Here is a 25,504-nt window from a genome sequence, read left to right as displayed (position 1 = left end):
AAATCCCTGTGGGAGCGGGCGCGCCCGCGAAAGGGCCGCAACAGGCGATGGAAATCTCGATAACCCCGGTTACATCTTTCCTACACATTGCCCCATCCATTTTCGACCATCCGCCACCCGCCGCTGGGCGTACACCTGCGCGGCAGTTATAATCAGCCGATTTCCCCTTCGCCAAGACACCGAACCCATGACTGAGTCCGTTCTTGACTATATGACCCGCCTGGGTCGCGCTGCCCGTGAGGCTTCCCGGGTGATTGGCCGTGCCAGCACCGCGCAGAAGAACCGCGCCCTGCAAGCCGCCGCCGACGCGCTGGACGCTGCCCGTGCCGAACTCACCGCTGCCAACGAGCTGGACCTTGCCGCTGGCCGCGCCAGTGGCCTGGAGCCCGCACTGCTCGACCGTCTGGCGCTGACCCCGGCGCGTATCGACGGCATGATCACCGGCTTGCGCCAGGTGGCCAGCCTGCCGGACCCGGTCGGTGCCATCCGCGACATGAGCTACCGTCCATCGGGCATTCAGGTAGGCAAGATGCGTACCCCGCTGGGGGTGATCGGGATCATCTATGAATCGCGTCCGAACGTGACCATTGATGCCGCCAGCCTATGCCTCAAGTCGGGCAATGCAACCATCCTGCGTGGCGGTTCCGAAGCCATCCACTCCAACCGCGCCATTGCCACCTGCATTCAGCGTGGCCTGGCCGAAGCCGGCCTGCCGGCGGCGGTGGTGCAGGTGGTCGAAACCACCGACCGCGAAGCCGTGGGCGCGCTGATCAGCATGCCGGAATTCGTCGATGTCATCGTGCCGCGCGGAGGCCGTGGCCTGATCGAGCGCATCAGCCGCGATGCCCGCGTGCCGGTGATCAAGCATCTGGACGGCATCTGCCACATCTATGTCAGCCAGCATGCCGACCTGGACAAGGCCTGGAATGTGGCTTTCAACGCCAAGACCTACCGCTACGGCATCTGCGGTGCCATGGAAACGCTGCTGGTCGACCAACAAGTGGCTGAGCGCTTCCTGCCAGAAATGGCCCGCCGCTTCGTGGAGAATGGCGTGGAGCTGCGCGGTTGCGAGCGTACCCAGGCTATCATCAGCGCCAAACCGGCCACCGAAGCCGACTGGCACACGGAATACCTCGATGCGATCCTGTCGATTCGCGTGGTCGACGGCCTGAACCAGGCCATCGAGCACATCAACCACTATGGCTCGCACCACACCGACTCGATCATCAGCGAACACCAGGGTGAAGCCCGTCAGTTCATGGCTGAGGTCGATTCGGCGTCGGTCATGCTCAACACCCCGACCTGCTTTGCCGATGGCTTCGAGTACGGCCTGGGTGCGGAAATCGGTATTTCCACCGACAAGCTGCATGCCCGCGGCCCTGTCGGCCTGGAAGGCCTGACCTGCGAGAAGTATGTGGTGATCGGCGATGGCCAGTTGCGCGGCCAGGGGTCCTGCTGAGTTGAGCAAGGCCCAGGCAGTCCGGCGTATCGGCATTCTAGGTGGTACCTTCGACCCCGTGCATATCGGCCACTTGCGCAGCGCGCTTGAAGTGGCCGAGTTCATGCGGTTGGATGAGCTACGCCTGTTGCCCAATGCCCGGCCGCCGCACCGCGACACGCCACAGGTGGCCGCGCAGGATCGCCTGGCGATGGTCCGTGAAGCGGTGCAGGGCGTCGCTTGCCTGAGCGTCGATGCCCGCGAGCTGGAACGTGACAAGCCGTCGTACACCATCGATACGCTGGAATCGATCCGCGCCGAACTGTCTGGCAACGACCAGTTGTTCCTGGTGCTGGGTTGGGATGCCTTCTGTGGCCTGCCCGCCTGGCATCGCTGGGAAGAATTGCTGCAACACTGTCACATCCTGGTACTGCAACGTCCGGATGCCGACGTAGAACCCCCTGACGAGTTGCGCAACCTGTTGGCTGCGCGCTCGGAGAGCGATCCCACCGCCATGTCCGGCCCGGCGGGAAATATTTCGTTCGTCTGGCAGACGCCGCTTGCGGTGTCGGCTACACAGATCCGACAGCTGCTGGCCAGCGGCAAATCGGTGAGGTTCCTGGTGCCGGACGCCGTACTGGCCTATATCGAGGCGCACGAACTGTATCGTGCGCCCAACTGACGGTGCCTCTGGCGCCTCATCCAACGAGTTGAACGAGTTTTATATGACCAAGCAGAAAATTTACGGCGAAGAACTGGTCGCAGTGACCAAGGCAGCGCTGGAAGACGTCAAGGCCCAGGACATCCAGGTCATCGACGTGCGCGAGAAGCACAGCCTGACCGACTACATGATCATTGCCACCGGTACCTCCAACCGCCAGATCAACGCGATGGCCGAAAAGGTCCGTGAAGCAGTCAAGGCCAAGGGCGCCCAGCCACTGGGTGAAGAAGGCAAGGGCGACAGCGACTGGGTGCTGCTGGACCTGAACGACGTCATCGTGCACATGATGACCGCCGCTGCCCGCCAGTTCTACGACCTTGAGCGTCTGTGGCAGGGTGCCGAGCAAAGCCGTGCCGCCGATGGCAAGCACCACAGCCCGGACCATGCCCACGAGTACTCCGACAAGCTCAAAGACCGCGAATAAGGAAAGCGCTGTGCGTCTGCGCCTGATTGCGGTCGGCTCGCGCATGCCGAAGTGGGTCGAGGAAGGCTGGCATGAATATGCCAAGCGCCTGCCCGCCGAGCTGTCGCTGGAGCTGGTGGAAATCCCGCTGAATACCCGTGGCAAGAATGCCGACGTCGCCCGCCTGATCCGTCAGGAGGGCGAAGCCATGCTGAGCAAAGTGCAGCCTGGGGAACGCATTGTCACCCTCGAGGTCCATGGCAAGCCATGGAGTACCGAGCAGCTGGCGACCGAGCTGGACCGCTGGCGCCTGGATGCGCGCACGGTGAATTTGATGGTGGGCGGCCCGGAGGGCCTGGCGCCTGAGGTTTGCGCGCGCGCCGAGCAACGTTGGTCGCTGTCGCCGCTGACGTTGCCGCACCCGTTGGTAAGGATACTCATCGGCGAGCAGATCTACCGCGCCTGGACCGTGTTGTCCGGGCACCCTTACCACAAATGAGCCTTTAAGCAGTCCGATGTCGCAGCCGATCCGTCTCAAGGACCACGAGAAAGACGCCCGCCTGGTGCGCAAACGCGTCGTGGTCGGCGCAGTCGCGATCATGCTGCTTGTGTGCGTGTTGATCGCACGGCTGTACTACCTGCAGATCATCCAGTACGACTACCACTCCACGCTGTCGGAGAACAACCGGGTGCATGTGCAGCCGATCCCGCCGACCCGCGGGCTGATCTTCGACCGCAACGGGGTGATCGTTGCCGACAACCGGCCCAGCTTCAGCCTGTCGATGACCCGCGAACGTGCGGGTAACTGGCAGGAAGTGCTGGATACCATCGTCGAAGTGCTGGACCTCACCGCTGACGACCGTACCCTGTTCGAGAAGCGCATGCGCCAAGGCCGCCGGCCATTCGAGCCGGTGCCGATCCTGTTCGAGCTCAACGAAGAGCAGATCGCCCGCGTGGCGGTAAACCAGTTCCGCCTGCCGGGTGTCGAGGTGGTGGCCCAGCTGGTGCGGCATTACCCGCAGGGTGCGCATTTCGCCCATTCGGTGGGTTATGTAGGGCGAATCAACGAGAAAGAGCTGAAAACGCTCGACCCGGTGAACTACAGCGGTACCCACCATATCGGCAAGACCGGCATCGAGCGCTTCTACGAGGCCGCCCTGCACGGTCAGGTGGGTTACGAGGAAGTCGAGACCAACGCCCGTGGCCGGGTGTTGCGGGTGCTCAAGCGCACCGATCCGAAGCCGGGCAAGGACATTGTGCTGAGCCTGGACATCAAGCTGCAGGAGGCCGCTGAAGCCGCCCTGGGAGGCCGGCGTGGTGCAGTGGTTGCGCTCGACCCGCGAACCGGTGAGGTACTGGCGATGGTGAGTCAGCCTAGCTTCGACCCCAACCTGTTCGTCACCGGCATCAGCTTCAAGGCCTATGCCGAATTGCGCGATTCGATCGATCGGCCGCTGTTCAACCGCGTGCTGCGTGGCCTGTACCCGCCGGGGTCGACCATCAAGCCGGCGGTGGCTATTGCCGGTCTGGACAGTGGCGTCGTGAATGCCAGCAGCAGGGTGTTCGACCCTGGCTACTACCAGCTGCCCAACTACGACCATAAATACCGTAACTGGAACCGCTCCGGGGATGGCTGGGTCGACCTGGACACCGCCATCATGCGCTCGAACGACACCTACTTCTATGACCTTGCGCACAAGATGGGCATCGATCGCTTGTCCAGCTACATGAACAAGTTCGGTATCGGCCAGCGGGTTTCCCTCGACATGTTCGAGGAGTCTGCCGGGTTGATGCCGTCGCGCGAATGGAAGCGTGCCACCCGTCGCCAGGCCTGGTTCCCTGGCGAAACCCTGATTCTCGGCATCGGCCAGGGCTATATGCAGGCTACGCCGCTGCAACTGGCCCAGGCCACTGCACTGATCGCCAACAAAGGTGTGTGGAACCGCCCGCACCTGGCCAAGACCATCGAAGGCCTGCCGCCGGTGGACGACAACCCCATGGAAGACATCGTGCTGCGTGACAAGTCCGACTGGGCCAAGGTCACCCATGGCATGGAACAGGTGATGCACAACGCCCGCGGTACCGCGCGCAAGGCAGCTGCCGGAGCCCAGTACCGCATTGCCGGCAAGAGCGGTACCGCCCAGGTGGTGGCGATCAAGCAGGGCGAGAAGTACGATCGCAACAAACTCCAGGAGCGCCACCGCGACCATGCGTTGTTCGTCGCGTTTGCCCCAGCCGAAGCCCCGAAAATCGTGGTTTCGGTGATGGTCGAGAACGGTGAGTCCGGCTCGGGTGTCGCCGCTCCGGTGGTACGCCAGATCATGGACGCCTGGCTGCTCGACGAAAATGGCCGGCTCAAACCCGAGTTCGCGCCCGCCACCGTTACCCAGGAATCGGCCCTGTGATGAACAATTTCGATCGCATGCTCTCCAGCGAGGATGTGATGCGTCGGCGTGCGAGCTTTCTGCAACGCATCCATATCGACGGCCCCTTGCTGATCATTCTGCTGACCCTTGCAGCCGGCAGCCTGTTCGTACTGTATTCGGCCAGTGGCAAGAACTGGGACCTGCTGCTCAAGCAAGCCACCTCGTTTGGCATCGGTCTGGTGTCGATGTTCGTCATCGCCCAGCTGGAGCCGCGCTTCATGGCGCGTTGGGTGCCGTTGGCCTACCTGGCCGGGGTGCTGTTGCTGGTAGTGGTCGACGTGATGGGCCACAACGCCATGGGGGCCACACGCTGGATCAACATTCCGGGGGTGATCCGCTTCCAGCCCTCGGAATTCATGAAGATCATCATGCCGGCGACCATCGCCTGGTACCTGTCCAAGCGCACCTTGCCGCCCCATTTGAAGCACGTGGCGATCAGCCTGCTGCTGATCGGCGTGCCGTTCATGCTGATCGTACGTCAGCCAGACCTGGGGACCGCGCTGCTGATCCTGGCCTCCGGTGCCTTCGTGCTGTTCATGGGCGGCTTGCGCTGGCGCTGGATCCTCAGCGTGCTGGCGGCAGCCGTGCCAGTCGCGGTGGCAATGTGGTTCTTCGTCATGCACGACTACCAGAAGCAGCGGGTATTGACCTTCCTCGACCCTGAAAGCGACCCGTTGGGCACCGGTTGGAACATCATCCAGTCCAAGGCGGCGATCGGCTCGGGCGGGGTGTTTGGCAAAGGCTGGCTGCTTGGCACGCAGTCGCACCTGGACTTTTTGCCGGAAAGCCACACCGACTTCATCATCGCCGTGCTCGGCGAGGAATTCGGCCTGGTCGGCATCTGCCTGCTGCTGATTGTCTACCTGCTGCTGATCGGCCGTGGCCTGGTGATCACCGCCCAGGCGCAGACCCTGTTCGGCAAGCTGCTTGCGGGCAGCCTGACCATGACTTTTTTTGTATACGTGTTCGTCAATATCGGAATGGTAAGCGGCCTTCTGCCCGTGGTGGGCGTGCCGTTACCTTTCATCAGCTATGGCGGAACATCGTTGGTGACGCTGCTGTCAGCGTTTGGCGTTTTGATGTCGATCCATACGCACCGCAAATGGATCGCGCAGGTTTGAATAAGGTGAACAATTTCATGCAAGCAGTGCGTAACTGGGCTGCCCGTTGTGCGCCTTGGATCGGTGCGGTGGGCCTGTTCGGCGCTGTACAGCTGGCCCATGCCGGCGAATACGACGGCTCGCCCGAGGTAGCCGCGTTTGTTGGCGAAATGAGCCGCGACTATGGTTTTGCGCCTGAGCAACTGATGGGTGTGTTTCGTGAGGTGCAGCGCAAGCAGTCGATCCTCGACGCCATCTCGCGCCCGGCCGAGCGGGTCAAACCGTGGAAGGACTACCGGCCGATGTTCATCACCGATGCACGTATCGCTCGCGGTGTGGATTTCTGGCGTCAGCACGAGGCTGTATTGGCACGTGCCGAGCAGGAGTACGGCGTACCTGCGCAGTACATTGTCGCGATCATCGGCGTGGAAACCTTCTTTGGCCGCAATACCGGCAACTACCGGGTGATCGACGCCCTGTCGACGCTGGGCTTCGACTACCCGCCACGGGCCGAGTTCTTCCGCAAGGAGCTGCGAGAGTTCCTGCTGCTGGCCCGTGAGGAACAGCTCGATCCCTTGACGCTCAAGGGCTCGTACGCCGGCGCCATGGGGCTGCCGCAGTTCATGCCAAGCAGCTTCCGCAACTACGCGGTGGACTTCGACGGGGACGGCCATATCAATATCTGGAACAACCCTGACGATGCCATCGGCAGCGTGGCCAGCTACTTCAAGCGCCACGGCTGGGTGGCCGGTGAGGGTGTGGTCAGTCGCGCCTGGGTTGAAGGTGAGCGCGCCGACGAAGGCCTGACCACCGGCATCGAGCCGGTGAAAACGGTAGGGGAGTTGCGTACGCTTGGCTGGTCGGTTCATGATTCGCTGCGCGATGATCTGCCGGTTACCGCCTTCCGTCTCGAGGGCGAGAGCGGCCCCGAGTACTGGATGGGCCTGAAGAACTTCTACGCGATCACTCGCTACAACCGCAGCGTGATGTATGCCATGGCGGTACATCAGCTTGCGGAACAGCTGGTTCAAGTACGGGGCGTCAAGTAATGCGCGCAATCATCTCTGGCAACGCTTTCAAGCTGCTCACCTGCCTCGCCGTCGGTGTGGCGCTGGTCAGCTGCTCTTCCAACCGCCCGGCCCCGAAAAGCAGTGGTAATGTCGTGCGTAGCCAGCCGGGCCTGGACATCAACCGGGCGCACAAGGACGGCGCACCGTGGTGGGACGTGGATGTGAACAAGATCCCCGATGCCACCCCGACCGTGCACACCGGTAACTACAAGGCCAACCCGTACACCGTGCTGGGCAAGACCTACTACCCGATGCAGGACTCGCGCAACTACCGCGCCGAGGGTACGGCATCGTGGTACGGCACCAAGTTCCACGGGCAGAACACTGCCAACGGCGAGCTGTACGACCTGTATGGCATGAGCGCAGCGCACAAGACCCTGCCGCTGCCAGCCTATGTGCGGGTGACCAACCTGGCGAACGGCCGCAGCGTGATCCTTCGGGTGAACGACCGTGGCCCGTTCTATTCCGACCGAATCATCGACTTGTCCTATGCTGCCGCGAAAAAGCTCGGCTATGCCGAGATCGGCACCGCGCATGTGCGCGTCGAGGGTATCGACCCGCAGCAGTGGTGGGCTCAGCGCGGCCAAACGCCGCCGATGGTGCTGAAGGAGCCGCAAGTGGCGCAGACCCAGGCAATACCGGCCAGTACCGGGCGGGTCGAGCAGTGGACCCCGCCGCCACAGCAGCACGCAGCGCCCGTGGTACCCGTGCAGGTGGGTGGCAATAACGTGCCCGGCGGTAGCGGTGGCAGTTTCTTGCAGGTAGGCGCGTTCGCCAACCCGGACGCTGCCGAGTTGCTGCGCGCCAAGCTCAGCACCATGGTCAATGCACCCGTGTTCATCAGCTCGATCGTGCGTAACCAGCAGACCCTGCACCGCGTGCGCCTGGGGCCGATCGGCAGCCAGGGCGAGATCCAGCAAGCACAAGACAGCATTCGCCTGGCGAACTTGGGGCAGGCAAAGCTGGTCACAGCAGACTGACTGTGGGAGCGGGCGCGCCTGCGAAGACGGCAACACCAAACTATCGGTTTTGTCATGAATTGCCGGTCGCGGCCATGTACAATGACCGCTTTTGCCCGCAGCGACATAAAGCCGCACGTTCGCGGGCCAGGCCATTGGCCATAAAACTAGACTGACTGGCGCTGGGCACATGATCTTGCCCAGGGAACATCTCAGACCATTAGCGATTTTCGAGAGACGGATGAACATCACCAACCTTGCCAAACGACTTTGCCTGCCTGTACTGCTGCTGATCACGCCTGCCGCCTTCGCGGCGGAGCAGATGACGCCGGCGCCACCGCAACTGGCAGCCAAGTCCTACGTACTCATGGACGCGTCCAGCGGCAACGTGCTGGTCGAGAACAACGGTGACGAGCGCCTGCCGCCAGCCAGCCTGACCAAGCTGATGACCGCCTATATCGCCACCCTGGACATCCGTCGCGGCCAGATCGGTGAAAGCGACCCGGTTACCGTCAGCGAAAACGCCTGGCGTACCGGCGGTTCGCGCATGTTCATCAAGGTTGGCAGCCAGGTAACGGTCAGCGACCTGCTGCACGGCATCATCATCCAGTCCGGTAACGACGCCTCGGTCGCCCTGGCCGAGCACATTGCCGGCAGCGAAGACGCCTTTGCCGACATGATGAACAAGACGGCTGCCGACCTGGGCATGACCAACAGCCACTTCATGAACCCGACCGGTCTGCCGCACCCCGAGCATTACTCGTCGGCGCACGACATGGCGACCCTGGCTCGCGCGATCATCAACGTCGACCCGGCCCACTACGCCATCTACTCGCAGAAAGAGTTCTTCTGGAACAACATCAAGCAGCCTAACCGCAACCTGCTGCTGTGGCGTGACAAGACCGTCGATGGCCTGAAAACCGGTCACACCGACGAAGCCGGCTACTGCATGGTGGCTTCGGCCGTTCGTGACGGCCAGCGCCTGATCGCCGTGGTGTTCGGTACCAACAGCGAGCAATCGCGTGCTGCCGAAACCCAGAAGCTGCTGACCTACGGTTTCCGCTTCTTCGAAACCCAGACCTTCTACCAGAAAGGCACCGAGCTGACCCAGGCGCCGGTCTGGAAGGGCGCTACCAGCCAAGTCAAGGCTGGCCTGGCTGACGACCTGACCATGACTATGCCTAAAGGCCAATTGAAGCGCCTGCAGGCTTCGATGACCATGAACCCGCAGCTCACCGCACCGATCGCCAAAGGTGACGTGATCGGCAAAGTGGAAGTCAAACTGGACGAAAAAGTGATTCACAGCGCCGACCTGATCGCCCTTGATGGCGTCGAGGAAGGTGGTTTCTTCCGCCGTATGTGGGATAGCATCCGTCTATTCTTCTACGGGTTGTTCAACTGATACGTGACCTGCATGCCCCCGCGCCTACCGCGGGGGTGTTGTTGTTGCCACGGCTTACGAGGCCGTTTCCGCCATGAGCGAACCAGACGTCAAGTCGCACAAGATCGAATTCCCTTGCGACGATTACCCGATCAAGGTCATTGGTGACACCGTTGTCGGTTTCAAGGACATGGTCATCGAGGTTCTCAGCAAGCACGCCAAAGTCGACCTTTCCACCCTGGCCGAACGCCAGAGCAAGGAAGGCAAGTACACCACCGTGCAATTGCACATCGTTGCCGAAAGCGAGAACCAGCTGCACGATATCAACAGCGCCCTGCGCGCTACCGGCATCGTGAAAATGGTGCTTTGATGTCCGCCTGCCTCGGTTTTCGCGAGCTTGGCCTGCAGCCCTATGAACCGGTGCTGGAGGCCATGCGTCGTTTTACCGAGCAGCGCAGCCCGGACAGCCAGGATGAAATCTGGCTGGTCGAGCACCCTGCGGTCTTCACCCAGGGGCAGGCCGGCAAGGCCGAGCACCTGCTGGTGCCGGGCGACATTCCGGTGGTGCAGACCGACCGCGGCGGCCAGGTCACCTACCATGGCCCCGGGCAGCTGGTGGCCTACCTGCTGCTGGATGTGCGCCGGCTGGGCTTTGGCGTGCGTGAGCTGGTCAGCCGTATCGAGCTGGCCCTCATCGACCTGCTCGCCAGCTATGCTGTTCAGGCGTCTGCCAAGCCCGATGCCCCGGGTGTCTATGTCGACGGAGCGAAAATCGCCTCCCTCGGCCTGCGAATTCGCAACGGCCGTTCGTTTCACGGCCTTGCCCTGAACGTGGACATGGACCTTGCGCCATTCCGCCGAATCAACCCCTGCGGCTATGCGGGGCTGGCGATGACCCAGCTGCGCGACCTGGCAGGTCCGATCGAACTCGACGAGGTCAGGACAAGGCTGCGCGGACAGCTGGTCAAGCACCTCGACTACGCTGAGCAGACGACCCTCACGGGCGGAATCGACTGAATATGACAACTGTGCAAGAAGCCGTGCCGAACCTGATACCTACCCAGGATGCCACCCCGCGCCCAGCGCCGAAGAAGGTGGAAGCTGGGGTCAAGCTGCGTGGTGCCGACAAAGTCGCGCGCATCCCGGTGAAGATCATCCCTACCGATGAGCTACCCAAGAAGCCCGACTGGATTCGCGTGCGTATCCCGGTGTCGCCCGAGGTAGACCGCATCAAACAACTGCTGCGCAAGCACAAACTGCACAGCGTGTGCGAAGAGGCCTCCTGCCCGAACCTGGGCGAGTGCTTCTCGGGTGGTACCGCCACCTTCATGATCATGGGTGACATCTGCACCCGTCGTTGCCCGTTCTGCGACGTTGGCCACGGCCGACCGAAACCGCTGGATCTGGACGAGCCGAAAAACCTGGCTGTTGCCATTGCCGACCTGCGCCTGAAGTATGTGGTGATCACCTCGGTGGACCGCGACGACCTGCGTGACGGCGGTGCCCAGCACTTTGCTGACTGCATCCGGGAAATCCGCGCGCTGTCGCCGGGCGTGCAGTTGGAGACCTTGGTGCCTGACTACCGTGGCCGTATGGACGTTGCCCTGGAAATCACCGCGCAAGAGCCGCCGGATGTGTTCAACCACAACCTCGAGACCGTACCGCGCCTGTACAAGGCCGCGCGCCCGGGTTCGGACTATGACTGGTCGCTGGACTTGCTGCAGAAGTTCAAGCAGTTGGTGCCGCACGTACCGACCAAGTCGGGCCTGATGCTCGGCCTGGGCGAAACCGACGAGGAAGTGATCGAAGTGATGCACCGCATGCGCGAGCATGACATCGACATGCTCACCCTTGGCCAGTACCTGCAGCCGTCGCGCAGCCACTTGCCGGTGCAGCGTTTCGTTCACCCGGACACCTTTGCCTGGTTCGCCGAGGAAGGTTACAAGATGGGCTTCAAGAACGTTGCCTCTGGCCCGCTGGTGCGTTCTTCGTACCACGCCGACCAGCAGGCCCACGAAGCCAAGATCAAGCTCTGAGCTATGCTCTAGCCTAGAGCAGAGCCACAGATGCCGATGCGCGCCCAAGGGCGGCATCGGCATTTTTGTTTGTGTCCCATGCGCTGCAAGGAGCCGCGATGTATTGCGCCAAAACCTTCCAATCCACCCTGCCAGCCGCGCTGCCGGCCAACGCATGTTTTGCCATTGTCGCCCCGGCGGGCGCGGCGCGGCTTGATGCGCACAAGGTTAGCCAGTGGTTCGTTGACCGCGGCTACCGTTGCCATATCTACCCGGGTGCCCTGCAGGCGCAGGGCTACCTGGCGGGGCCGGACCAGCAGCGCCTGCAGGACTTGCATGCAGCGTTTGCCGATCCGGCCATGGACGCCATCCTGTGCATGCGTGGGGGCTACGGCAGCATGCGCCTGCTTGACCAGCTCGACTTTGAACTGATCCGGCGCAACCCCAAGCCGCTGATCGGCTACAGCGACATCACCGCGTTGCATACGGCGATCTACCGGCATGCCGGGCTGGTGACCTTCCATGGGGGGATGCTCAATGCCGACCTGTTGGGGGCCAAGTTGCCACCGACCGAGTCGTCGTTGCTGGCGCAACTGGGTGGGCATGTGAGGGCAGGCGAGCAGGTCGCGCACCCGGCGGGCTTCGCATTGGACTGCGTGCTGCCGGGGGTGGCCAGCGGACCGTTGCTGGGGGGCAACCTGTCGATGCTGGGGGCGACCATGGGGACCCTTGCCGAGCTGGATACCCAGGGCTGCATCCTGTTCATCGAGGATGTCAACGAGCCGTTGTACAGGGTGGATCGGCTGCTGACCCAGTTACGCCTGGCAGGCAAGCTGGAGGGGGTCAAGGGCGTGCTGGTGGGCGACTTTGCCGGGATTACCACTGCGGCGCTGACGCCGTTGCTGGAGGATACGTTTGCACCGCTGGGTGTGCCGGTGCTGGCGGGTTGGCGCAGCGGGCACTGTGACCCGAATGTATGCTTGCCCCTGGGGGCTCGGGTGAGGCTCGACAGTGTTCAGCAAACACTGGTGCTGGAGCAGGACCTGTTCAGGGCGTGAAACTACCGGGGCCGCGCAGCGGCCCCGAAATGCCTACTGCTGCCGCAGGCTCTCAAGCAGCTTATGGGTCGGGTAGCCATCCGCCGGCCAGCCCAGCCCTTGCTGGGCATTGCGAATCGCTTTGCGGGTATTGGCCCCGATAATGCCATCTGCATTACCCGCATCATGCCCGCGGCTGTTCAGCAAGTTCTGCAATTCCATGCGCTCGGTGCGGCTGAGCGGCAGATCCTCTTTCGGCCAGCTGCCGGCAATGAAGCCCCAGCCGCTGAAGCGATCCCCGAGCAGGCTCACCGCCAAGGCATAGGACGACGAGTTGTTGTATTTGAGGATGGCGCGGAAGTTGTCCAGCACCAGGAACGCCGGGCCGCGTGCACCGGCCGGCAGCAGCAGGGCGGCAGACAGCTGGTTGCTACCTGCCGGCAGCTGGGTGCCCGCTGGCAGTTTCACGCCCATCGCGAGCCATTCACTCACTGGTTTGCGCAGTGCGCCATCGGCCTGCCAGAAGTCGAAACCAGCCGGCACCTGTACCTCGAAGCCCCACGGTTGGCCGCGTTTCCAGCCCGAACTCTGCAGGTAGTGCGCTGTTGAGGCCAAGGCATCTGGTGTGCTGTTCCAGATGTCGCGGCGGCCATCGCCGTCGAAGTCCACGGCATGGGTGTTGTAGGTGGTCGGGATGAACTGGGTCTGGCCCATGGCGCCGGCCCACGAGCCACGCATGGCTTCAGGCTGGATGTCACCATGCTGGATGATCTGCAGCGCGGCAATCAGCTGATCCTGGGCGAACTGTGGGCGGCGGCCCTCATAGGCCAAAGTGGCCAGCGAGCGGATCACCGACTTGCTGCCTTGGAACTGGCCGAAGTTGCTTTCCATGCCCCACACCGCGACCAGCACCTGGCGGTCCACGCCATAGCGTTGCTCAAGGCGAGTCAGCAGCTCGGCGTTCTGCTCCAGCAGCTTCTTGCCGTTGCGCACACGCAGGGGCGACAGGGCGCCTTCGAGGTATTCCCACACCGGGCGGGTGAACTCCGGCTGGCTGCGGTCTGCCTTGATCACGTCCAGGTCGGGGGTGACACCGAGGAAGGCGCGGTCGAAGGTGCTCGGCGAAATGCCGGCTTGCAGGGCCTGCTCGCGGAAGCCCGCTTGCCATTGGGCGAAGGTTTGCAGGGGCTGGATGTCAGTGCTGACGTCGGGCGTTGCGCCGGGCACGGTCACCACGGGATTGGGTTGGGCAGGGGCCAGCGGCAGCGCGTCGGCGGCGGTGGGCTTTTCCGCACAGGCCACGAGCAGGATGAAGCTGGAGGCCGCGATCAGCTGGCGGGTTTCCCAGCGGGGGATAAGACGGAAGAGCATGCACAGATCCAGAGTTGCAGGTCAGGTGACGACCATACCATGCCTGCGCTTGCGATGCTTTCATGCAGCCAAAAAGTAGGAAGCCTCCCAATCTCTCGATTGGAAGGCTTCGCGGCGGTAGCTGCCTTTGCCCTTGTTCGGTTGTTCCTGGCGGCAGCGGAACAGTGGCTGGGCAACGATGGACTTGGCCTTGTTGGGGCCGTGCTTTTTCGGCTTTTTGCTCATGGCGGGCTTCCCGGGTTGGGTGAGTTTCGGGCGCACTGTAGGCTCCCCGAAGGGTGGGGGCCAATTGATTGTGTATATGGTCGAGGCGCTGGTGCCTATGTGTAGGAGCGGGTTTACCCGCGAATACGGTGGCGGCGGCAACGGTGAACGGCGGGTGGAGATTGGTTAGCAGGCCCGGCCTCTTCGCGGGTAAACCCGCTCCTACGACGGCCTGTGCCCAACCTTCGATGCGTGTGTAGGAGCGGGTTTACCCGCGAATACGGTGGCGGCGGCAACGGTGAACGGCGGGTGAAGTTTGGTTAGCAGGCCCGGCCCTTTCGCGGGTAAACCCGCTCCTACGACGGCCGCAGTTACTCGGGAGGCAGGGCCAGGCGTTGGCCAGCCATCAACAGCGACAGCCGCGCCAGGCCAATCCAGGGCGAACCTTCAGCCTGCCCTTTGATCTGCGCATCGATTCGCTGGGCATCCTGCAGCAGTTGCGCCCAACGCTGCGCCGAGAGGCGCTGCAGGGCCTTGCTGACCAGCGGTCGGCGTTTGTCCCAGATGGGCGGGCGGGCCTGGCTGAACGCTTTGTCCAATGGCACGCCTTGGCTGAACTGCTGGGCTAGCCCCGCCAGTTGGCGCAGCTCACGGGCCAACGCCCAGAGGATGACTGGCGGCTCCACACCTTCACCGCGCAAGCCTTCGAGCATGCGCAGGGCATGCGCAGCCTCGCCGTTGAGAATGGCATCGACCAGGCCGAAGACATCGAAGCGGGCACTGTCGGCGACGGCAGCCTGCACGGTTTCCACGGTGATCTGGCTGCCTTCGGCCAGCAGCTTGAGTTTTTCGATTTCCTGCGCGGCTGCCAGCAGGTTGCCTTCCACGCGCGCGGCAATCAGGTCGACGGCATCACGCTGGGCTGACAGGCCGGCCTGTTGAAGGCGCTGGTTGATCCACTGCGGGAGCTGGTGCACATCCACCGGCCAGATCTGGATGAACTGGCAATGAGCGCCTTCGATCAATGCCTTGCCCCACTTGGTCTTCTGCGCACTGCTGTCGAGCTTGGGCAGGCTGATCAGCAGCAGCGTGTCTTCGGCGGGGTTGGCGCAGTATTCCATCAGCGCAGCGGCACCCTTGTCACCGGGCTTGCCCGAGGGCAGGCGCAGTTCCAGCAGGCGGCGCTGGGCGAACAGCGACAGGCTTGCACCGGCCTGGAGCAGGGTGCCCCAGTCGAAGTTGGCGTCGGCACTGAATACCTGGCGTTCATCGAAACCTTGCTGACGCGCGGCATTGCGGATGGCGTCGGCAGCTTCCTGGCACAGCAGCGGGTCGTCGCCACTGACCACGTAGACCGGTGCCAGGGCGCCTTGCAGGTGCTTGTTGAGTTGGGCGGGGGCGAGTTTCATGGGGAACAGGCGGGGCGCCCGAGGGCGCCCCTCGCGGGCTTAGTTGCCCGGTACTTCCAGTGGCGATTGCTGAGGCGTCTCGGCTTGCTGGCGGCGGGCAGCCTCCAGCGCGGCAGCTTCGGCTTGGGCGCGCTCGTCGGCTTTACGCTGCAGCTCATCCAGTTGGGACGGGGACAGCATCTGCAAACGTACGACCATGGCGTTGACCAGGTCGCGGCGCATTTCTTCGCGGGCGCGTTTGGCTTCCTGCTCGGAGCCGGTGATGTTCGAGCCGTCACGCACGTAGACCTTGCGCACCTCCAGCTTGTCGCTCATCAGCTCCAGGTTGTTCAGGCCCAGGATGCTGTAGTCCAGCTTGGTGGTCAGCTCGTACTCGGCGGTACGGTTGCCGCTGTTGTAGGTCGCCGAGCGCTCGCGCTCCTGTTCGTTGGTCAGCACCAGGCGATACGGTGCGCCAGCGTGCACGTTAACGCCGCTACGTTCCAGCACTTCACGCAGCTGGAGCACGGTCGGGCCATAGGCATTGCGCGCGCTGACGTCCATTTCCTTCACGCTCAGCTCGGTGGCGCCGGTACCGCGCAGCTGGAAACCGCAGGCGCTGAGCATGACCGCCAGGCCGATTACCAGCAAATTGCGTTTGATCATGTTGTTGCTCCCTTTTGGGCCTGTTCCGCCCACCCGCAATCGATGCGGGTGGGCGTTTTCATCAGTTGGCGACGATGTTGACCAGCTTGCCCGGTACCACGATGACCTTGCGGATGGTCAGGCCATCGATGAAGCGCAGGACATTCTCGTTGCTGCGGGCAGCGGCTTCGACTTCTTCGCGGCTGGCAGCGGCAGGCATCTCGACCTGGCCGCGCAGTTTACCGTTGACCTGAACCACCAAGGTAATGGAGTCCTGCACCAGCGCCTGTTCGTCGACGCTTGGCCAGGCGGCATCGATCACCGAGCCTGCGTGGCCCAGGTGCTGCCACAGCGCGTGAGAGATGTGCGGAGTGATCGGCGCCAGCAGCAGGGTGACGGCTTCCAGGCCTTCCTGCAGCAGGGCGCGGTCCTGTTCGGTGGCTTGCGGGGCCTTTTCCAGTACGTTCATCACGGTCATCACCTGGGCGATGGCGGTATTGAACTTGTGGAACTGGCCCACGTCGGTGCTGGCCTGCTTGATGGCAGCGTGAATTGCGCGGCGGATGACCTTTTGTGCGTCGTCCAGGGCGGCAACATCCAGCTTGCCTGGCAGGCCCTGGCTGACGTGAGCCTGAGCCAGACGCCAGACCCGGCGCAGGAAGCGGCTGGCACCTTCGACGCCGGAGTCGGACCATTCCAGGCTCATGTCGGGCGGCGAGGCGAACATCATGAACAGGCGGCAGGTGTCGGCGCCGTAGGCTTCGATCATGGACTGCGGGTCGACGCCGTTGTTTTTCGACTTCGACATTTTCTCGGTGCCACCGATTTCCACCGGCAAGCCGTCGGTCTTCAGGCGGGCGCCAATGATCTTGGCTTTGGCATCACGCTCGATTTCGACATCGGCCGGGTTGAACCAGTCCTTGCCGCCGTTGCTGGCAACGCGGTAGTAGGTCTCGGCGACCACCATGCCCTGGGTCAGCAGGTTCTTGAACGGCTCGTTCGAGGTGACCAGGCCTTCGTCACGCATCAGCTTGTGGAAGAAGCGCGCGTACAGCAGGTGCAGGATCGCGTGTTCGATACCGCCGATGTACTGATCTACCGGCAGCCAGTGGTTGGCGGCTTTGGGGTCGACCAGGCCTTTGTCGTAGTTTGGCGAGGCGTAGCGGGCGAAGTACCAGGACGACTCGACGAAGGTGTCCATGGTGTCGGTTTCGCGCTTGGCCGGAGTACCGCATTTCGGGCAGCTGCATTCGTAGAATTCAGGCATGCGCGCCAGCGGCGAACCGGCGCCGTCCGGCACCACGTTCTCCGGCAGGGTGACCGGCAGCTGGTCTTCCGGCACCGGGACGTCGCCGCAGGACGGGCAGTGGATGATCGGGATCGGGCAGCCCCAGTAGCGCTGGCGGCTGATACCCCAGTCGCGCAGGCGGAACTGGGTACGCGATTTGCCCAGTTCCTTGCGGATCAGGGCCGCTTCGATGGCGTCGAAGGCGCCAGCAAAGTCCAGGCCGTCGAACTCTGCGGAGTTGATCAGCTGGCCGTGCTCGCCATAGGCGGCCTGCCACTCGCTGCCGACTTCATCGCCAGCGCTGGTGCGCACCACGGCCTTGACCGGCAGGTTGTACTTGTGGGCGAACTCGAAGTCGCGCTCGTCGTGGGCCGGCACGGCCATTACCGCGCCATCACCGTAGTGCATCAGCACGTAGTTGGCGACCCATACTGGCAGCTTCTCGCCAGTGAGCGGGTGCTCGACCAGCAGGGAAGTGGCCATGCCTTTCTTCTCCTGAGTGGCCATGTCGGCTTCGGCAACGCTGCCGCTCTTGCACTCATCGATGAACGCCTGCAGCGCCGGGTTGCCCTGCGCAGCCTGGGTGGCCAGCGGGTGCTCGGCGGCGACGGCGACATAGGTGGCGCCCATCAGCGTGTCCGGACGGGTGGTGAAGACCTTGAGGGTGCCTTCGTGGCCGATGCTGGCCTGGTCGTACGGGAACTGGACTTCCATGCCGCGCGATTTGCCGATCCAGTTGCGCTGCATGGTCTTGACCTGCTCAGGCCAGCCCGGCAGCTCGTCGAGGCTCTCCAGCAGCTCGTCGGCGTAATCGGTGATGCGGAAGTAGTACATCGGGATTTCGCGCTTCTCGATCAGCGCGCCCGAACGCCAGCCACGGCCGTCGATGACTTGTTCGTTGGCCAGTACGGTCTGGTCCGCCGGGTCCCAGTTCACGGTACCGTTCTTGCGGTAGATGATGCCTTTTTCGAACAGGCGGGTGAACAGCCACTGCTCCCAACGGTAGTAGTCGGGTTTGCAGGTGGTGACTTCACGTGCCCAGTCGATGGCCAGGCCCAGGCTCTTGAGCTGGGTCTTCATGTAGTCGATGTTTTCGTACGTCCACTTGGCCGGGGCGACGTTGTTTTTCATCGCCGCGTTTTCCGCGGGCATGCCGAAAGCGTCCCAGCCCATCGGCTGCAGGACGTTCTTGCCCAGCATGCGCTGGTAGCGGGCAATCACGTCACCGATGGTGTAGTTGCGCACGTGGCCCATGTGTAGCTTGCCGCTCGGGTACGGGAACATCGATAGGCAATAGTAGGTGTCTTTGCCTGGCTGTTCGGTAACAGCGAACGATTGTTGCTCGTCCCAGAACTTCTGGGCGGCGGCTTCGATATCACGGGGCGTGTATTGTTCGTGCATGGCTACTTTTGGCTGAGAGAGAAGAGACCTTGTTCCAGGCAGCGGAACCTCGCTGCGTCCGGCACTCCGGTGTCGTTTAGAGTGAACGCCGTAGCATACAGCAGCGCCGCGCATCGTGGGAAACCTTCGTTGCGAATGCCCGCTGGTCGCGGCGCACGGCTGCTTTTTGCAACGACGCTAAGCTCAGGTGTGGGGGGAGATATTCTTACCTTCAATGAGGTGAACGGATGGGAGAGACGCAGCTACCCGCAATCAGACCGGAGCTTTACGAGCGCCTGATCGACCGGCTTGGCCTGGCACTGGAAACGGCCAGGACCTCGGTGCGATTGCGCGACGAGATGCCAGCTGAGCTTGAGTTGCGTGGCCTGAGCCACGCAGAGTTCGAAGTGATCAAGGCCTACCTGGAATCCCTTCCGGAGCGCCACAATGCCCCTGTCGGCAGTTACCCACAAGCGGAGCCGACATCGGCCAAGATCATCTGGCTCAAGGACAAGAAACGCCCCGCCAGTACGGCGAGATCCAGGACGCTGCCACATCGCTAGCCGTTCAGGACGCCAGGCGCAGGCTATCGCGCGCCGGTTCTTCACTATCACACAACTCAAGATCGACGCCGGTAAGCACTTGTTGACCGGCGTCGATCCTTCTAGGCTGCACGCCTGCCAAGGAGGTGTGGCCGATGCCGATCCGATTCTTCATCAAACAATGGCTGATGCCGCCGGGCGTGCTGTTCTTGCTGCTGCTTGCGGCATGGTGGCTGCGTACGCGGCGGCCCCGGTTGGCGGCGCTTTGCTTTACCGTAGGGCTGGGTGGCCTGTGGTTGATGAGCCTGCCGCTGGTGGTGCAGGAAACCGCCCGTGTGCTGGAAAGTGAGCCGCCGCTGGCCGTGAGCGACTGGGCCGGCCTGGCGAGCCGGGCGGATGCCATTGTGGTGCTGGGCGCCGGGCGCGAGCGCGGGGACCCGGCCTGGGGTGGCGGTGACCAGCCCACGGCCACGGCACTGGAACGTATGCGCTTTGCCGCGCGACTGGCCAAAGCCTCGGGCCTGCCAGTGTTGACCAGTGGTGGGTTGCATTACGGCACGCCGCCCAGCGAGGCGAGGCTGATGGCGGAGCGCCTGCATGAAGATTTCGCTGTCGAGGTGAAATGGCGCGAAGAGGCCAGCCGCACGACCTGGGAAAATGCTCAGCTGACGGCCAAGGTGCTGCAGCCTTTGGGGGTTCGCCGGGTGGTGCTGGTGACCCAGGCCTGGCACATGCAGCGCTCACGCTGGAGTTTTGAACAGGCGGGGTTCGAGGTGGTGCCGGCGCCGGTGGGGTTCCTTGGGCGCGATCATGCGCGGCCGTTTGGCGGGCTGCTGCCAGAGAGCCGGGCGATGTGGCAGAGCGGGCAGTTGTTCAATGAAGTGGTGGGGTTGGTGGGGTATCGGGTGTTCTACTGATTCACCGGCTTACACAGTCGCCTGTAGGAGCGGGTTTACCCGCGAAAGGGCCAGCCCCGCTGGCCAATCTCCACCCGCCGTTCACCGTTGCCGCGACTACCGTATTCGCGGGTAAACCCGCTCCTACAGTGGTCGCGTATCGCCAATCAGACGGTTTTTGCAATACGCCCTGCCAGCAACGCCCAGCCCAGCAGCAATGCACAGACAATTGCCAGCGGCCATGAGCGCCATTGCAGGTAAGGCGTCAGCTGCTGCATCGGCACCACCTCGCCATACAGCACGGCCTGCTGGAACTGCGGAATCTGCGTGGTAATGCGGCCAAACGGGTCGATCAGCGCGGTCACGCCGTTGTTGGTGGCGCGGATCATCCAGCGGCCGGCTTCCAGCGCGCGCATCTGCGCCATCTGCAGGTGCTGCAAGGGGCCGATCGATTTGCCGAACCAGGTGTCGTTGCTGATGGTCAGCAGCAGGTCGCTACGCGCAGCCAGGCCGGCGGCGAACTCGGGGTAGACCACCTCGTAGCAGATGTAAGGCGCAATCTGGTAGCCCTTGGCCTGCAGCAGCGGCTGGTCTTCCGGACCGCGGGCGAAGTCGGACATGGGCAGGTTGAAGAACTCGATGGCCCCACGCAGCACGTCTTGCAGCGGCACATACTCGCCAAATGGCACCAGCTTCTGCTTGAGGTAGGTGCCATCGCCTTCGCCAGTGACGGTGATGCCGTTGTAGTAGCGGCGCTGGTGGTGCACTTCTTCACGCACCGGCACGCCCGTGATCAGCGCCGAGTGGCGCTCGGCGGCGAAGCGGCCCATCACGTCGATGTAGCCCTGGGCCTGGTCCTTGAGCACCGGAACGGCGGTTTCCGGCCACACCAGCAGGTCCACCGGCCTGGAGCTGAAGCTCAGGTCGCGGTATAGCGCCAGTTGCGCGTCGATGTGCGCAGGGTCCCATTTCAGGTCCTGCTCGACGTTGCCCTGGATCGCCGCCACTTTCAGCGGATCGCCTGCCGGAATGGTCCAGGCATGGCCCTTGAGCGCCAGGCCCAGCACCCAGGGGGCCAGCAACAGCACGCTGGCCACGGCCAGGAACGAGGGGCGGGTGCGCAGGCGGTGCAGGTTGCACAGCAGGGCGGCGGTGAGGGCGAGGCTGAAGGAAATCAGCCATACCCCGCCCAGCGGCGCAAGGCCGGCCAACGGGCCGTCCAGCTGGCTATAGCCGGCGTAGAGCCAGGGGAAACCGGTCAGGAACCAGCCGCGGAAGGCCTCTTGCAGTAGCCAGAGGGCGGCGAAGCACAGGGCGTCGGCCAGTGGTGCTTCGTTGCGCCGTAGCCAGCGCGCCCACAGCCAGGTGGGCAGGGCGAAGAACCAGGCCAGTGCGGCGAAGAACGCCAGCAACAACACGATTGCCAGCAGCGGCGAGGCGCCGCCGTAGGTGTTCATGCTGACGTAGATCCACCAGGTGCCGGCGCCATACAGGCCAAACCCAAACCACCAGCCACGCCACATGGCCTGGCGCGGGCTGAGCTCGCGCAGGCCAAGGTAGAGCACCGCGATGGACAGCACCGCCAACGGCCAGATGTCGAACGGCGCCAGGGCCAGGAGGGTGGAAGCACCGGCCGCCAGGGCCAGCAGGTTACCGGGCCAGCCGGGGCGGGTGATCCAACGCATGTTTGTCCTTAACGGGTGATCGGGGTCAGGCGCAGCAAGTGTATCCGCCGGCTGTCGGCGTTGAGAATACGGAACTTGTAAGACCCGATCTCAGTGGTTTCGTTGCGCTTGGGCAGGTGGCCAAAGGCGCTCATCACCAGGCCGCCGACCGTGTCGAACTCGTCATCGGAGAACTCGCTGTCGAAGAACTCGTTGAAGTTCTCGATCGGGGTAAGCGCTTTGACCAAAAAATCACCGCTGGGCAGTGGTTTGATGTAGCTGTCTTCCTCGACGTCGTGCTCGTCTTCGATATCGCCGACGATCTGCTCCAGCACGTCCTCGATGGTGACCAGGCCCGCCACGCCGCCATATTCGTCGATGACGATGGCCATGTGGTTGTGGTTGGCGCGGAATTCACGCAGCAGCACGTTCAGGCGCTTGGACTCGGGCACGAAGGTGGCCGGGCGCAGCAGGTCCTTGATGTTGAAGCTGTCGCCGTTCTCCTTGAGGATCAACGGCAGCAAGTCTTTGGCGAGCAGGATCCCGAGCACATCGTCATGGCTTTCGCCGATTACCGGGTAGCGCGAGTGCGCGGCGTCGATCACCGCCGGCAGGAACTCGCGAGGCGACTGGCCGGCCTTGATGCTGTTCATCTGCGAGCGCGGCACCATGATGTCGCGAACCTGCAGGTCGGCTACCTGAATGGCGCCTTCGACGATGGTCAGCGCTTCGCTGTCCAGCAATTTGTTCTGATGGGCTTCGCGCAGCAGCTCAAGCAGCTCCTGGCGGTTTTTCGGCTCATGGGCAAAAGCCTGGGTCAGTTTACCCAGCCAGGACTTCTGCCCGTTGCTCGATCGATCTTCGCTCATGGCGGTTCTCGTGATCCTTCGTGTATCAGTGTGTGATTGTGTCGGTTTCATCATCGGCATACGGGTCGGGGTGACCCAGTTCTGCCAGCAATTCCCGTTCCAGGCTTTCCATTTCCTCGGCTTCCTCATCCTCGATGTGGTCATAGCCGAGCAAGTGCAGGCAACCGTGGATGACCAGGTGCGCCCAGTGCGCTTCCAGCGATTTGCCTTGTTCGGCCGCTTCGCGCTCGACCACCGCTACACAGATGACCAGGTCGCCCAGCAGCGGGATATCGAGCAGGTCATCGGGCACATCGGCCGGGAACGACAACACATTGGTCGCGTAGTCCTTGTGCCGGTAGGTGTGGTTCAGCTCGCGGCCTTCGGCTTCGTCGACCAGGCGAATGGTCATTTCCGAGTCGGCGCTGCGCTGGCGCAACGCCAATTCGCACCAGCGGCGCAAGGCGGCGTCTTCTGGAGTGGCAGCATCCGTGGCCCGTTGGATATCAAGTTCAAGCATCTTTGCCGGGCGCCTCGGGCTTGGGCTGGCGGGCTTCGAAGCGGTCGTAGGCTTCGACGATACGCTGAACCAGTGGGTGACGAACCACATCCTTGGGTTGGAAATGGGTAAAGCTGATCCCCGGAACGTCCTTCAGCACCTCGATGACGTGCGCCAGGCCCGACTTGGTGCCACGGGGCAGGTCGACCTGGGTTATGTCACCGGTGATCACCGCAGTAGAGCCGAAACCGATGCGGGTCAGGAACATCTTCATCTGCTCGAGCGTGGTGTTCTGGCTTTCGTCGAGGATGATGAAGCTGTTGTTCAGGGTGCGGCCACGCATGTAGGCCAGAGGGGCGATTTCGATCACCTGGCGTTCGATCAGCTTGGCCACGTGTTCGAAGCCGAGCATTTCGTACAGGGCGTCGTACAGCGGGCGCAGGTACGGGTCGATTTTCTGTGCCAGGTCGCCGGGCAGGAAACCGAGCTTCTCACCCGCCTCGACCGCCGGGCGCACCAGCAGGATGCGGCGCACCTGTTCGCGTTCCAGCGCGTCCACGGCGCAGGCTACGGCCAGGTAGGTCTTGCCGGTACCGGCCGGGCCGATGCCGAAATTGATGTCGTTGGCCAGGATTTCCTTGACGTAGCGCTGCTGGTTGAGCCCGCGCGGGCGGATGTTGCCTTTGCGCGTGCGCAGCGACACGCTGACCTCGTTGACGGCCGGGTTGTCGATGTTCTCGACAGCCGACTCCTGCAGGTACAGGTGCACGGTTTCCGGTGACAGGTCGGTGGCCTTGGTCTCGCGATAGAGACGGCGCAACAGCTGTTCGGCAGCGGAGGTGGTCCTGGGTTCGCCGATCAGTTCGAACTGATTGCCGCGGTTGCGGATCTCGATGGCCAGGCGCTGTTCGATCAGGCGCAGGTGCTCGTCGAACTGGCCGCACAAGTTGGCGAAACGGTGGGCCTCGAAAGGTTCGAGGATGAAACGATGGGGTTCTATGGGTGCGTTCAAGGTCGTTTTTAGCCGCTCGACGGCGATGGAGTTGAACTCAAGAATAACCCTTGAATGGCAGTGGCGAAAGCACTGAAACGATCAAGGGTTGGCTCAAGGTATATAGTGCCTGTTCTGGCCTCTTCGCGGGCATGCCCGCTCCCACAGGTACTGCACGGGTTTGAAGGTGGGTGCAATACCTGTGGGGCTTGCCCGCGAAGGGGGCGGTGCAGGTATGATCCCCGTCTTTTCTTACGCATGTGTTATCTGGCCAAACATGAGCAAACGCGAACCCGCCATCTATAAAGTGATCTTCCTGAACCAGGGTCAGGTCTTCGAGATGTACGCCAAGCAGATCTACCAGAGTGACCTGTGGGGCTTTCTGGAAATCGAGGAGTTCGTGTTCGGCGAGCGCTCGCAACTGGTCGTGGACCCGAGTGAGGAGAAGCTCAAGAGCCAGTTCGACGGAGTGGTCCGCAGCTTCGTGCCGGTGCACTCGATTGTGCGCATCGATGAGGTGGAGCGCCTGGGCACGGCGAAGATCAGCGAGGCCAAGGGCGGCGGCAATGTGATGCCGTTCCCGATGCCAATGCCGGAAAAGTGACCTTCAGGGAAGCGGCGAGAACGGCGTGCGCCCTTCGGCGTTCTGCAGTTCGAGCAGGTACTTGCGGAAAATCTGGCCGAGCACCTGGGTGGCATGCTCCAGTTCGTCGCGGGGCATTTGCTCGGTCACTTCGTCGGCCATGTCCAGCGCATCTTCGGCGCCATTGACCGCAGCCATTTTCAGCAGGATGTAGGCCTGCACGTTGTTGGCCTTGACCCCTTCGCCATGGAAGAACATGGCACCCAGACGATATTGGGCGTCGGCTTGGCCCTGCAGCGATGCCTTCTGGAACCAGTCCAGGGCTTTGCCCAGGTTTTTTGGCGTTTGCGTGTAGTAATACTCGCCCAGTTCGAATTGCGCCTGGGCATCCCCCGCAGTCGCCGTCTGCTCGCAGGCCTTGAGGGCGTTTGCCAGGTCTTCAGGCTGAACGTTCAAGGTGCAGCGGCCCGTCGCCGGAATCAGCAACGAGTTACCGCCCTCCGCCAGGGCCAGCAGGGGCTGAAGAAGCAACAGGCAGCCCAGGGTCAGGGCGCGGCCGGTGCGGTTCATGGGGATCGACTTACCTCTGCAAAGCTGCGGCCAATGTCTCTGGTGGCACATTATGGGATAAGCAGCGCCAACCTTACAAAGTTTT

The 25,504-nt window shown here is 62.9% G+C and carries 26 protein-coding genes; 16 read left to right on the top strand and 10 right to left on the bottom strand.

Annotation, left to right across the window (positions count from 1 at the left end):
• Window positions 1-187 precede the first annotated feature (187 nt).
• The 13 genes from AC3RCM_RS24445 to AC3RCM_RS24385 all read left to right on the top strand — a co-directional run bounded on the left by AC3RCM_RS24445 (window position 188) and on the right by AC3RCM_RS24385 (window position 12,571).
• Window positions 188-1,459: a glutamate-5-semialdehyde dehydrogenase gene (locus tag AC3RCM_RS24445; protein ID WP_064491148.1), complete on the top strand. Its 1,272-nt coding sequence runs from the start codon at window positions 188-190 to the stop codon at window positions 1,457-1,459.
• Window positions 1,428-2,120, top strand: a complete 693-nt coding sequence (gene nadD, locus AC3RCM_RS24440) for a nicotinate-nucleotide adenylyltransferase (RefSeq protein ID WP_064491147.1) — start codon at window positions 1,428-1,430, stop codon at window positions 2,118-2,120. Before AC3RCM_RS24445 ends, nadD begins: the two co-directional genes overlap by 32 nt.
• Window positions 2,121-2,163: 43 nt before the next feature.
• Complete coding sequence (gene rsfS / locus AC3RCM_RS24435; RefSeq protein WP_009685825.1) at window positions 2,164-2,583, top strand: ribosome silencing factor; 420 nt, start codon at window positions 2,164-2,166, stop codon at window positions 2,581-2,583.
• A gap of 10 nt (window positions 2,584-2,593) precedes the next feature.
• Window positions 2,594-3,061 carry a 23S rRNA (pseudouridine(1915)-N(3))-methyltransferase RlmH gene (rlmH, locus tag AC3RCM_RS24430; protein ID WP_003249722.1) on the top strand — a complete coding sequence of 156 codons (468 nt, stop codon included), beginning with the start codon at window positions 2,594-2,596 and terminating at the stop codon, window positions 3,059-3,061.
• Between the two features lie 16 nt (window positions 3,062-3,077).
• Entirely contained in the window at window positions 3,078-4,967 is a 1,890-nt protein-coding gene (mrdA, locus tag AC3RCM_RS24425; protein ID WP_492629225.1) for a penicillin-binding protein 2, read from the top strand.
• Window positions 4,968-5,005: 38 nt separating this feature from the next.
• Window positions 5,006-6,109: a rod shape-determining protein RodA gene (gene rodA, locus AC3RCM_RS24420; RefSeq protein ID WP_050545941.1), complete on the top strand. Its 1,104-nt coding sequence runs from the start codon at window positions 5,006-5,008 to the stop codon at window positions 6,107-6,109.
• A 17-nt stretch (window positions 6,110-6,126) separates the two neighbouring features.
• Window positions 6,127-7,137 carry a lytic murein transglycosylase B gene (gene mltB / locus AC3RCM_RS24415; protein WP_014592536.1) on the top strand — a complete coding sequence of 337 codons (1,011 nt, stop codon included), beginning with the start codon at window positions 6,127-6,129 and terminating at the stop codon, window positions 7,135-7,137.
• Window positions 7,137-8,138, top strand: coding sequence for a septal ring lytic transglycosylase RlpA family protein (locus tag AC3RCM_RS24410; protein ID WP_064491146.1), 1,002 nt, complete (start codon window positions 7,137-7,139; stop codon window positions 8,136-8,138). Before mltB ends, AC3RCM_RS24410 begins: the two co-directional genes overlap by 1 nt.
• A gap of 220 nt (window positions 8,139-8,358) precedes the next feature.
• Window positions 8,359-9,519 (top strand): D-alanyl-D-alanine carboxypeptidase family protein, encoded by a 1,161-nt coding sequence (locus tag AC3RCM_RS24405; RefSeq protein ID WP_010955418.1) that lies wholly within the window; start codon window positions 8,359-8,361, stop codon window positions 9,517-9,519.
• Between the two features lie 73 nt (window positions 9,520-9,592).
• Window positions 9,593-9,868: a DUF493 domain-containing protein gene (locus AC3RCM_RS24400; protein ID WP_010955417.1), complete on the top strand. Its 276-nt coding sequence runs from the start codon at window positions 9,593-9,595 to the stop codon at window positions 9,866-9,868.
• Complete coding sequence (gene lipB, locus AC3RCM_RS24395; RefSeq protein WP_003249738.1) at window positions 9,868-10,515, top strand: lipoyl(octanoyl) transferase LipB; 648 nt, start codon at window positions 9,868-9,870, stop codon at window positions 10,513-10,515. Before AC3RCM_RS24400 ends, lipB begins: the two co-directional genes overlap by 1 nt.
• A 2-nt stretch (window positions 10,516-10,517) precedes the next feature.
• A complete protein-coding gene (gene lipA, locus AC3RCM_RS24390; protein WP_003249742.1) occupies window positions 10,518-11,534 on the top strand; it encodes a lipoyl synthase in 1,017 nt (338 codons plus the stop codon).
• Window positions 11,535-11,632: 98 nt separating this feature from the next.
• Window positions 11,633-12,571: a S66 peptidase family protein gene (locus AC3RCM_RS24385; RefSeq protein ID WP_064491145.1), complete on the top strand. Its 939-nt coding sequence runs from the start codon at window positions 11,633-11,635 to the stop codon at window positions 12,569-12,571.
• A gap of 33 nt (window positions 12,572-12,604) precedes the next feature.
• Here the strand turns inward: AC3RCM_RS24385 and AC3RCM_RS24380 are convergent, their stop codons facing one another.
• The 5 genes from AC3RCM_RS24380 to leuS all read right to left on the bottom strand — a co-directional run bounded on the left by AC3RCM_RS24380 (window position 12,605) and on the right by leuS (window position 18,847).
• The gene (locus AC3RCM_RS24380; RefSeq protein ID WP_010955414.1) at window positions 12,605-13,921 is read right to left on the bottom strand and encodes a lytic murein transglycosylase; all 1,317 of its coding nucleotides are present in this window, start codon (window positions 13,919-13,921) and stop codon (window positions 12,605-12,607) included.
• Between the two features lie 60 nt (window positions 13,922-13,981).
• The gene (gene arfA, locus AC3RCM_RS24375; protein ID WP_003249747.1) at window positions 13,982-14,146 is read right to left on the bottom strand and encodes an alternative ribosome rescue factor ArfA; all 165 of its coding nucleotides are present in this window, start codon (window positions 14,144-14,146) and stop codon (window positions 13,982-13,984) included.
• A gap of 350 nt (window positions 14,147-14,496) precedes the next feature.
• Window positions 14,497-15,534, bottom strand: a complete 1,038-nt coding sequence (gene holA / locus AC3RCM_RS24370; RefSeq protein WP_003249749.1) for a DNA polymerase III subunit delta — start codon at window positions 15,532-15,534, stop codon at window positions 14,497-14,499.
• A gap of 39 nt (window positions 15,535-15,573) precedes the next feature.
• Window positions 15,574-16,179 carry an LPS-assembly lipoprotein LptE gene (locus AC3RCM_RS24365; protein ID WP_020193850.1) on the bottom strand — a complete coding sequence of 202 codons (606 nt, stop codon included), beginning with the start codon at window positions 16,177-16,179 and terminating at the stop codon, window positions 15,574-15,576.
• A gap of 61 nt (window positions 16,180-16,240) precedes the next feature.
• A complete protein-coding gene (gene leuS, locus AC3RCM_RS24360; RefSeq protein ID WP_064491246.1) occupies window positions 16,241-18,847 on the bottom strand; it encodes a leucine--tRNA ligase in 2,607 nt (868 codons plus the stop codon).
• Window positions 18,848-19,074: 227 nt separating this feature from the next.
• Between leuS and AC3RCM_RS24355 the strand changes: the two genes are divergently transcribed.
• A complete protein-coding gene (locus AC3RCM_RS24355) occupies window positions 19,075-19,389 on the top strand; it encodes a hypothetical protein (RefSeq protein ID WP_010955411.1) in 315 nt (104 codons plus the stop codon).
• 134 nt (window positions 19,390-19,523) lie between these two features.
• Window positions 19,524-20,285 (top strand): YdcF family protein, encoded by a 762-nt coding sequence (locus tag AC3RCM_RS24350; protein ID WP_492629224.1) that lies wholly within the window; start codon window positions 19,524-19,526, stop codon window positions 20,283-20,285.
• 146 nt (window positions 20,286-20,431) lie between these two features.
• On the opposite strand, the gene lnt is transcribed toward AC3RCM_RS24350, so the two are convergent.
• From lnt to AC3RCM_RS24330, 4 genes are read right to left on the bottom strand one after another with little or no spacing between them, the layout of a single operon-like run.
• Window positions 20,432-21,949, bottom strand: a complete 1,518-nt coding sequence (gene lnt / locus AC3RCM_RS24345) for an apolipoprotein N-acyltransferase (RefSeq protein ID WP_019437045.1) — start codon at window positions 21,947-21,949, stop codon at window positions 20,432-20,434.
• A gap of 8 nt (window positions 21,950-21,957) precedes the next feature.
• Entirely contained in the window at window positions 21,958-22,797 is an 840-nt protein-coding gene (locus tag AC3RCM_RS24340; protein WP_003249762.1) for a CorC family transporter, read from the bottom strand.
• A 25-nt stretch (window positions 22,798-22,822) separates the two neighbouring features.
• Window positions 22,823-23,296, bottom strand: coding sequence for an rRNA maturation RNase YbeY (gene ybeY / locus AC3RCM_RS24335; protein ID WP_010955408.1), 474 nt, complete (start codon window positions 23,294-23,296; stop codon window positions 22,823-22,825).
• Complete coding sequence (locus tag AC3RCM_RS24330) at window positions 23,289-24,287, bottom strand: PhoH family protein (protein WP_014592526.1); 999 nt, start codon at window positions 24,285-24,287, stop codon at window positions 23,289-23,291. The genes ybeY and AC3RCM_RS24330 overlap by 8 nt, the downstream gene beginning before the upstream one ends.
• A 256-nt stretch (window positions 24,288-24,543) precedes the next feature.
• Between AC3RCM_RS24330 and AC3RCM_RS24325 the strand changes: the two genes are divergently transcribed.
• Window positions 24,544-24,870 carry a DUF1820 family protein gene (locus AC3RCM_RS24325; RefSeq protein ID WP_104887007.1) on the top strand — a complete coding sequence of 109 codons (327 nt, stop codon included), beginning with the start codon at window positions 24,544-24,546 and terminating at the stop codon, window positions 24,868-24,870.
• Between the two features lie 3 nt (window positions 24,871-24,873).
• On the opposite strand, the gene AC3RCM_RS24320 is transcribed toward AC3RCM_RS24325, so the two are convergent.
• A complete protein-coding gene (locus AC3RCM_RS24320; RefSeq protein ID WP_004576914.1) occupies window positions 24,874-25,419 on the bottom strand; it encodes a tetratricopeptide repeat protein in 546 nt (181 codons plus the stop codon).
• Window positions 25,420-25,504 lie beyond the last annotated feature (85 nt).

Source organism: Pseudomonas sp. GW823-FHT05G12, from assembly GCF_058795575.1.
The sequence above is the reverse complement of the archived record's forward strand: the minus strand, read 5'-3'. Positions and strand labels throughout refer to the sequence as shown.